Genomic DNA, 7990 nt, shown 5'->3' with positions numbered 1-7990 from the left:
ACGGCCGCCCGCACGCGAGGCACCCCAGGGCGAGACCCCGATCCCCGTCCCCCGGGAAAAGCAATGGGGCCGCGGCGGATCCCGCGGCCCCTCCAAAAACACGAAGGGCCACGGGGCATCTGCCCCCGTGGCCCGAACCGGCTAGCGCCGCTGCCTAGGCGCCGACCGAGTCCGCCCGAGGGCAGACCCCGGCTACGCCTACGAGAATCAGCAGAGTGGCGAGCGGCCGTTGCATTCTCTCGACCTCCTCCCGCCCCGCGCACGTGCGGGGGGAAAGTGTGTCACTCTCATACCAGGGGGGGCGCGGCCCTGTCAAGGACTTTTTTCGGCCTTGCCGCCCTCCGTGCCCTCGTGGTATCAGAGAGTGACCCATGTCCGCCCCCGCCCGCGAGGCCATCGCGACCGCCCGGCGCCGGCTCGAGGCGGCCCTGGGCGGTCTCGTCCAGATGCTCACCCGCCTGCGCGCGGAGCACCGGAACGCCCTCCTGCAGCGGATCACGCCCCATCTCGATGCGGCACGGGAGGCGGCCGAGAAGCTGGCCACGCTCGAGGCCCAGCTCGGTCCGGAGGAGCACTGAGTGGAGACTGGCCTGGCGCAGCCCCTGCTCGGCCGTGCGGCGCTCCTCCTCCTCGGGCTGCTGGCGGGCCTGACCTATGCGGCCGGACTCTTCAGCATCCACGGGCGGATCGTGGCGGGCTGGAGCCGCCCGCTGACAGTTTCCGGCCGCACCGTCCGCCACCTGACGGCGGGAGGGCGGGTTCTGGCGACGGCCTACTGGGTGGCCGCGGTGGCCGGGCCGCCGCTCCTCCTGGCCGCGCTCGGGAGCTTCGGCGCGGGCCGATAGGTCGACCGGGGGGGGGATCGATGAGCTTTGCCGCGCTGCTGGACCGTTTCGCCGCCTCCGAGCGGCGGGCCCTCGACCTGTACCGGCGCTTCGCCGAGCGGTTCGGGGCCGACCCCGAGGCAGCGCGACTCTGGGTGGAGCTGTCCAACGCCGAGGCGGCCCACTTCGCCATCCTGCGGCTGGCGGTGGACACGGTGCGGATGGAGGGCGCGGGCGGGACGCCCGACACCGGCTCGCCCGAGTTCCTCGACGGGACGGAGGGGACGCTGGCGGCCCTGGAGGCCCGGGCCGCCGCCGGCACCCTCACCCCGTCGGAGGCAGTGGAGGGGGCGGTCATCCTGGAGCAGGAGGAACTGCCCCGGATCCGGCGGATCCTGGAAGCCCTGCCCCCCCGAGCCCGGGGAAGCGTCCTGGGCGGCATCGTTCTCGGGCTCCCGGCCCACTACGCCTGCCTGGCGAAGCTGGCGGCGCGAGGCGGAGTCCCGGAAGCCGGCGCCGCCCTCGCAGTCCTGCAGGAGGAGGCGCGGCAGTTGGCCAGTACGACGTGAGGAGGGGGCATGAGGGAGGAGCGGCGGCGGGCAGAGCGGCTTCCGGTCCCGGGCCGGGTGGAGGCGACGGTGACGGCCGAGATCGCCACGGCCCTCGTGGACGTGAGCGCCACGGGGGCCCTGGTGGAGCACCTGCACATGATGCGGCCCGGGTACCTGTACCGGGTCCGCTTCGTGGCGTCCGAAACCGCCGTGGACCTCACGTGTCGGGCGGTCCGGTCCTTCATCGTCGGGAGGCAGCCCTCGGGGGAGGAGGAGGCGGAGCTCGTCTACCGCACCGGCCTGGAGTTCATCGAGCCGGATTCGCGCGCCGTCACCCGATTGCTGGCGGCGGCCCGGACGTAGGGGGCGGGGCGATGAAGGACGCGGTCACCCGCTTCGTGGGCCAGAAGGTGAATCATCCACCTGGCGGCCAACTGGGCCGTGATCGGGACCGTCGTCGGGATCGCCGGGGAGACGGCGGAGGTGCGGGACGAGGACGGGGTTTCCACCTTCGTCAACCTCGAGCGGATCATCACGATCGAGCCCTACCGGGTGCAGGCGGGAACCGGCCACTACATCTAATACAAAAGACATAAATCGTCTGGCAAAGGGTCCGGGTGGCGCCGGCGACAGGACCCGGACGTTGTCGCTTTGATCCTGTCGTTTGTATTAGGTCGACCGGGGTTCGGCCGTGAGATAGGCGTGCCGCACCACCTCGGAGTCGCCCAGGTCCGCCGCCGTGCCCGCCCCGATGATCTCCCCCTTCTGGATGAGATAGCCGTGGTGGGCCAGCGCCAGGGTCTTCCGGGCATTCTGCTCCACCAGGAAGATCGTGGTGCCCCGCCGGTTGATGCCCTGAATCATCTCGAAGATCTGCTCGACCAGGAGCGGGGAAAGCCCCAGGGAGGGCTCGTCGAGCAGGAGGAGCCGGGGGCGCCCCATCAGGGCGCGCCCGATGGCCAGCATCGCCTGCTCCCCGCCGCTCAGGGTCCCCGCGAGCTGCCGGCGCCGCTCGCCGAGGCGCGGGAACTCCTCGAAGGTCTGTGCCAGTCGCTCCGCGACCTCCCGCCTTCCCCAGTCGGAGAAGGCGCCCATCCGCAGGTTTTCCTCCACCGTCATCTTCGGGAAGATCCGCCGCCCCTCCGGAACCACGCCGATCCCGCGCCGGACGATCTGGTGCGTCTTCAAGCCGTCGATCCGTTCCCCCCGGAACCGGACGGCGCCCTCGACCGGGCGCACGATGCCCAGGACCGTCCGGATGAGGGTCGTCTTCCCGCCCCCATTGGACCCCAGGAGACACGCGATCTCCCCCTCGCGGAGGGTCACCGAGACGTTCCGCAGCATGGGGATCTGGCCGTAGCGCGTGTGAACGCCCTGGACCTCAAGCACCCGCCGCCCCCCGCACGCCCGGGGCCACCCCGCCCGCCGTGCGCCCCAGGTACGCCTCCCGCACCTCTTCGTTCCGGGCGACCTCGGCGAACGTCCCCTCGGCAATCTTCCGGCCGTAGTTCAGGGCGACCACGCGTTGGCTGACGCCCTCGATGACGAACATGTCGTGCTCGATGATGATGATGCTGAGCCCCGGGATCTCCTCCCGCACGATCTGGAGGTCCTTCATCAGCTCCACGGTCTCCTCGGGGCTCATCCCGGCCGAGGGCTCATCCAGGAGCAGGAGGCGGGGCCGGGCCGCGAGGGCCCGGCAGATTTCGACCCGACGGCGATCGATCTGCGGGAGCTCGGCCACCCGATCGAAGCCCCGGTCCACCAGGTGGAGGTTAAACAGGCTGAGCAGGTGAGCCGCCTGCCCGAGGGCCCGGCGCACTTCAGCCACCAGACGCCCGCGGCGGAACAGCCCATCCCAGAGGCCGCTCCGGACCTGCAGGTGCATCCCGATCAGGACGTTGTCGAAGACGCTGAGCTCGAGGCAGAGCCGGCTCACCTGAAAGGTGCGGGCGATCCCGCGCCGGCAGATGGCATGGGGCTCGAGCCCGCTGAGCGCCCCCCCGCGGAACAGCACCTCGCCGGTTGCCGGGACCAGGCCGGTCACGGCATTGAAGAGGGTGGTCTTCCCCGACCCGTTCGGCCCGATGAGCCCGAGGGTTTCGCCCTCGTCCACGCGGAGGTCCACCCGGTCCACCGCCGTCAGGCCCCCGAACCGGACCGTGAGGCCGCGTGTGGCGAAGAGGCTCACCGCTCCCCTCCCGCCGCTCCAAAGCTCGCCGCCGACTCCCGGAGGCCGTACCGGCGCACGGCGGCCGGCCACAGGCCCCGGGGCCGGAAGAGGAGCATGAGGACGATCGCCGCGCCGTACAGGAGCAGCCGGTACTCGTGGAGGAAGCGGAAGCGCTCGGGAAGCGGGATCAGGAGGCAGGCCCCCAGGACGATGCCCGGGACGGAATCCAGGCCCCCCAGGATGATGATCGAGACCATGACCAGCGAGTAGCCGAAGTCGAAGTCGGGAGGGGACACGAACCCCACCATCACCGCGTAGAACGCCCCCCCGAGCCCGATGAAGGCATTCCCGACCGAGAAGCCGAGCAGCTTGTAGCGCGCCACCGAGACGCCGCTGCACTTCGCGGCGATCTCGTCGTCGCGGAGGGTATTCAGCGTCAGCCCGATCCAGGAGTTGTAGAGGCGCCAGGCGAGCCACGTCACGAGCGCCGCCATGGCCAGGGCCCCGTAGTAGAAGTTGGCGTGGTAGGGCAGCGTCATCCCGAAGAGGGAGGGCGAGGTGGTGAACGCGTACCCGAACGGTCGGAGCGTCGGGATGTTCTTGATGCCCTGGGGGCCGCCCGTGAACTCCAGGTTGTTCATGAGGATGTTGAAGATGAACCCGAAGGCGATGGTGACCAGGGCGAGGTAGTGCCCCCGGACCTTCAGGATGGGGATGAAGAGGAGCGCGCCAACCAGCACGGCGATCAGGGGGCCGGCGAGGAGGGCGAGCCACGGCGGGAGCCCCAGCCGCACGGTCAGGAGGCCGACCGTGTACCCCCCGAGGCCCGCGAAGGCCGCCCCGGCCAGGTTGATGACTCCCGCCGTGCCGATCTGGAGGTTCAGCCCCTGCCCGATGGTCACGTACAGGAGCGCCATGGTCGCGACGAAGGTCCAGTAGGGGCTCGCCCGGAGGAAGAAGGGGAGCGCGAGCGCCAGCACCGCTCCACCGGCGAAGGCGGCGGCACGGTGCTCTTGGAAGGCCGCGCTCATCCAGCGCCGGAGCCGCGGGGCGCGGGCGGCGGCCGCCAGGGCCACCAGGGCGGCCCCCGTGACGCCCACCGCGAGCGGCCGCTCGGCCACCAGCAGGGCCACGACCAGGGTGAAGAGGCAGAGCTCGACGGCCCAGACGGCGATCACCGGACCTGCGTGCTCCTCCGCGGGTCCTTCGCGGCTCAGACCCGCTCGACGGTCTTCTCCCCCAGGATCCCGGTCGGCTTGAACACGAGGAAGACCATGACCACGGCGAAGGCCACCACGTCCCGGAACTCGGAGCCGCGGGGGATGAAGGCGGCGGCGAGCGTCTGCAGGACGCCGAACAGGAGGCCGCCCAGGATCGCCCCGTACACGTTGCCCAGGCCTCCCACGGCCGCCGCCGAGAACCCGATGACCCCCCCCATGATCCCCATGATGAAGTGGATCTCGCTGTAGTAGAGGCCGTGCAGGATGCCCGCCACCGCGGCGAGGGCCGAGCCGAGGAAGAACGTGAGATCCACGGTCCGGTCCAGGTCCACGCCCATCATCTGCGCGGCCTCGGCGTCCTGGGCGACGGCGCGGATGCTGGCCCCCAGCCGCGTCCGTTTGATCAGCCGGTCCACCAGCACCATCGCGAGCCCCGCGATGGCCAGGATGGCCAGGTTCTCGTGTCGAATGACGACCCCGCCGACCTCGAACATCCCCCCGGGGAGCATGGAAGGGAACAATTTGGGGTCCGCCCCGCGAGGATAGAAGATGAGGATCGCCTCGCGGATGACGAGGCCGAGGGAGAGGGTGGCCAGGAGCGTCATGAGGGGCGGCGCTTTGGCGAGCGGTCTCACGCACGTCCGCTCGGCCAGGACCCCCAGGAGGCCGGTGAGGAGCATGGCGCCCAGGAACGTGAGGGGGAGGGCGACGGCCGGGCTGCCGAGTCCGACCGTCGCCCAGAGATAGGTCAGGCTGAGACCGGCGAAGGCCCCGAGGGTGAAGATGTCCCCATGGGAGAAGTGGATGACGTCCAGCACCCCGAAGAAGAGGGTGAACCCGACGGCGATGAGGGCGTACATGACGCCCAGCATCAGCCCGTTGAAGGCCTGCTGGAGGATCACCTCAATTGGTGGCATCCCCGTTCCCCCGGTTCGGGCCCGGGCGGCGCCCGCGGAAGGTCTCGAGGGCTTGCCCGGCTCCGGCGCCCCTATGCCCGCTCGCGCCTGAACCGGAGCCCCGGCAGCTCGCGCTTGCCCGCCGCGTACTCCGAATCCTCCCAGACCACCCATTTGGCATCCTGGACGACGTGGGTGGTGATCAGGGGAACGGTGTTCTGGCCGTGCGCGTCGAACGCGACCGGGCCGATGATGGTGTCGGGGTTCTTCGCGCGCTTCAGCTTCTGGGCAACCTTGGCACGGTCCGGCCCCACTTCCTCGATGGCGTCAATCATGAGGTGGGTCGCCACGTAGGCGAAGGGGCCGTAGGCCTCCGAGGGCTCCTGGAAGCCCATCTTCGCGTAGGCCTCCAGGAACTTCTTGCCGCCCGGGAGCTTCTCGGTGGGCGCGCCCTCGACGAAGCAGTAGACGCCCTCCGCGCTCGGGCCGGCCGTCTCGATGAAGGTGTCCGATTTGATCCCGGAGGTCCCCTGGAGCTGGGCCTTGACCCCCAGCTTGTCCATCTGGACCTTCACCCGGACCCCATCGGGCGTCAGCCCGCCGTAGTAGATCACCTCGGGCTTCTCGGCCTTGATCTTCGTCAGCTCCGCGGTGTAGTCCTTCTGGTCCTTGGCCGTGCCGGTCGTGGAGAGGACCCTTCCGCCGACCCGCTCCAGCCCCTCCGTGAAGTACTTGGCGTGGCCGCGCCCGTAGTCCGTGGTGTCGTGGAGGATCGAGAAGGTCTTGAAGCCGACCTTCTTGACGGCGAACTCGGCCGCGATGTGGTTCTGATTGATCATGGTGCCGTTGACGCGGGTCACTTCCACGTACTCATGGCTGTAGGTGATGTCCGGGAGCACCGCCCCCCAGACCATGGACGGCAGGCCCAGCTTGTGGAAGGTGTCCACCGTGGCGATGGCCACGACGCTGCAGTAATGGGAGACCGAGGCGATGACCTCCGGGTCGGACCCGGCCCTGAGCGCCGCCTGCACCGCGACCGTGGGCTTGCACTCGTCGTCGAGCACGATCGTCTCGTAGCGGTACTTGCTCCGGGGATCGGCATTGCGCTCGGCCACCGCCAGGAGGAACGAATTGCGTCCGCCCAGCCCGTTCGAGGCGGTCCCGCCCGTGAGCGGCCCGATGAACGAGAGCTTCACGACCTTCTTCGCCTGGGCCCACGCGGACCGCCGGAGGCCGTCCAGCGCGAGCAGCCCGAGCCCGGCGGACGCCCCGATCTGGAGCAGCGTTCGCCGGCTGACGTCCCGTGAGAACAGTCCTTCTCTCCGGAGCCTCGAGTCGCGCTCTTCCATGATGCGGCCCTCCTCGTTGGTGCGTGGAATGGTCAGCACTCGCCTGCCGATCACCGCGCGCGGGGGCGGGGAAGCGGCACATGATAGCCCACACCCCCCGTGCAGGGCAACGCGGGGGTGCGCGCCACCCCGCACGGCTTCGGCCCGCGTCCGAGGACTTTCGGCGGCACAGGACGACGGGCTAGGTCCCGGGGCCCGCGCCCCGCGGGGGTGCGCCGGGCCGGCCGCGGTCCGCGGGGCGCCCCGGCGGTTCCTCCCCAGCTCCCCCCGTCTCCTCCACCAGGCCGAGCGCAGCGAAGGTCGCCCGGTGCCTCGCGTAGGCGGCGGCCGCGGCCTGGAGCGCCGCGTCCATCTCCTCGAGGAGCCCGGCGGGCGGCCCGAGGGTGAGGACCCGCCCCGCCTCCCAACGCCTGCGGGCCGCCTCGAAGGCCGCAGCCACCTCCCCCAAGGCCGGGCGCAGGCGTCCCGCTTCCCCCTCGGGGACCTGCAGGCTCCGGAGGCGCATCCGCTTCAGCCGACGGTCCCACGCGTCGAGCGCTCGCACGATCTCGGCCGGCGTCACGGCTCCCTCACCGGACCAGGATGGCTCCCCCGGCCGCGATGGCCAGCGTCCCGGCCATCGGCGAGAGCAAGAAGGTTCAGACTGAAACGGCGCTCAGCATCGAGCCACTGGTGCGCAATGCGCAACCCTGCAGCGCCGGCCAGGGCTTCGATCTCGGCGACAGAGTACTTGTAAGAGTTTTCCGTGTGGATCGTCTCACCAGCCGCGAATGGAACCTCGAGACTCAAGCGGTCGACCGAAATCCACTGCGCGCGAGCGCTGACCAGGTACATCTCTATCCGGCCGATCCGGTCGTTGTAGACTGCTCGGTGGTGGAATGCCCCGAGGTCGAAGCGACCGCCCAGCTCGCGGTTAATGCGGGCAAGGATATTCCGGTTGAATCGGGCAGTAACGCCGGAGGAGTCGTCGTAGGCTC

The 7990-nt window shown here is 70.4% G+C and carries 12 protein-coding genes; 5 read left to right on the top strand and 7 right to left on the bottom strand.

What is annotated here, in order from left to right; all coding sequences use genetic code 11:
- The first annotated feature begins 371 nt into the window (after positions 1-371).
- The 5 genes from VGT06_13715 (at position 372) to VGT06_13695 (ending at position 1957) form a co-directional block, all read left to right on the top strand.
- Positions 372-578 (top strand): hypothetical protein, encoded by a 207-nt coding sequence (locus VGT06_13715; GenBank protein ID HEV8664179.1) that lies wholly within the window; start codon positions 372-374, stop codon positions 576-578.
- On the top strand, positions 579-845 hold the full coding sequence (locus VGT06_13710; protein ID HEV8664178.1) for a hypothetical protein: 267 nt from the start codon (positions 579-581) through the stop codon (positions 843-845). It abuts the gene before it with no gap.
- A 20-nt stretch (positions 846-865) separates the two neighbouring features.
- Positions 866-1393, top strand: a complete 528-nt coding sequence (locus VGT06_13705) for a hypothetical protein (protein HEV8664177.1) — start codon at positions 866-868, stop codon at positions 1391-1393.
- 9 nt (positions 1394-1402) lie between these two features.
- Entirely contained in the window at positions 1403-1738 is a 336-nt protein-coding gene (locus VGT06_13700) for a PilZ domain-containing protein (GenBank protein ID HEV8664176.1), read from the top strand.
- Between the two features lie 78 nt (positions 1739-1816).
- The gene (locus tag VGT06_13695; GenBank protein HEV8664175.1) at positions 1817-1957 is read left to right on the top strand and encodes a hypothetical protein; all 141 of its coding nucleotides are present in this window, start codon (positions 1817-1819) and stop codon (positions 1955-1957) included.
- Between the two features lie 87 nt (positions 1958-2044).
- Here VGT06_13695 and VGT06_13690 read toward each other — a convergent pair whose 3' ends face one another.
- The 7 genes from VGT06_13690 to VGT06_13660 all read right to left on the bottom strand — a co-directional run.
- The gene (locus tag VGT06_13690) at positions 2045-2719 is read right to left on the bottom strand and encodes an ABC transporter ATP-binding protein (GenBank protein ID HEV8664174.1); all 675 of its coding nucleotides are present in this window, start codon (positions 2717-2719) and stop codon (positions 2045-2047) included.
- A gap of 37 nt (positions 2720-2756) precedes the next feature.
- The gene (locus VGT06_13685; protein ID HEV8664173.1) at positions 2757-3566 is read right to left on the bottom strand and encodes an ATP-binding cassette domain-containing protein; all 810 of its coding nucleotides are present in this window, start codon (positions 3564-3566) and stop codon (positions 2757-2759) included.
- Positions 3563-4726, bottom strand: a complete 1164-nt coding sequence (locus VGT06_13680) for a branched-chain amino acid ABC transporter permease (GenBank protein ID HEV8664172.1) — start codon at positions 4724-4726, stop codon at positions 3563-3565. The genes VGT06_13685 and VGT06_13680 overlap by 4 nt, the downstream gene beginning before the upstream one ends.
- Before the next feature lie 35 nt (positions 4727-4761).
- Positions 4762-5685, bottom strand: a complete 924-nt coding sequence (locus VGT06_13675; protein HEV8664171.1) for a branched-chain amino acid ABC transporter permease — start codon at positions 5683-5685, stop codon at positions 4762-4764.
- Between the two features lie 71 nt (positions 5686-5756).
- Entirely contained in the window at positions 5757-7013 is a 1257-nt protein-coding gene (locus VGT06_13670) for a branched-chain amino acid ABC transporter substrate-binding protein (protein ID HEV8664170.1), read from the bottom strand.
- Positions 7014-7194: 181 nt separating this feature from the next.
- A complete protein-coding gene (locus tag VGT06_13665) occupies positions 7195-7575 on the bottom strand; it encodes a hypothetical protein (GenBank protein ID HEV8664169.1) in 381 nt (126 codons plus the stop codon).
- Positions 7572-7990 (bottom strand): L-histidine N(alpha)-methyltransferase (locus VGT06_13660; protein ID HEV8664168.1); only part of this gene is annotated, 419 nt, incomplete at its 5' end. The genes VGT06_13665 and VGT06_13660, both read right to left, overlap by 4 nt.

The organism is Candidatus Methylomirabilis sp. (assembly GCA_036000645.1).
Lineage (GTDB): Bacteria > Methylomirabilota > Methylomirabilia > Methylomirabilales > JACPAU01 > JACPAU01.
This window is presented reverse-complemented; position numbering and strand designations above follow the sequence as displayed.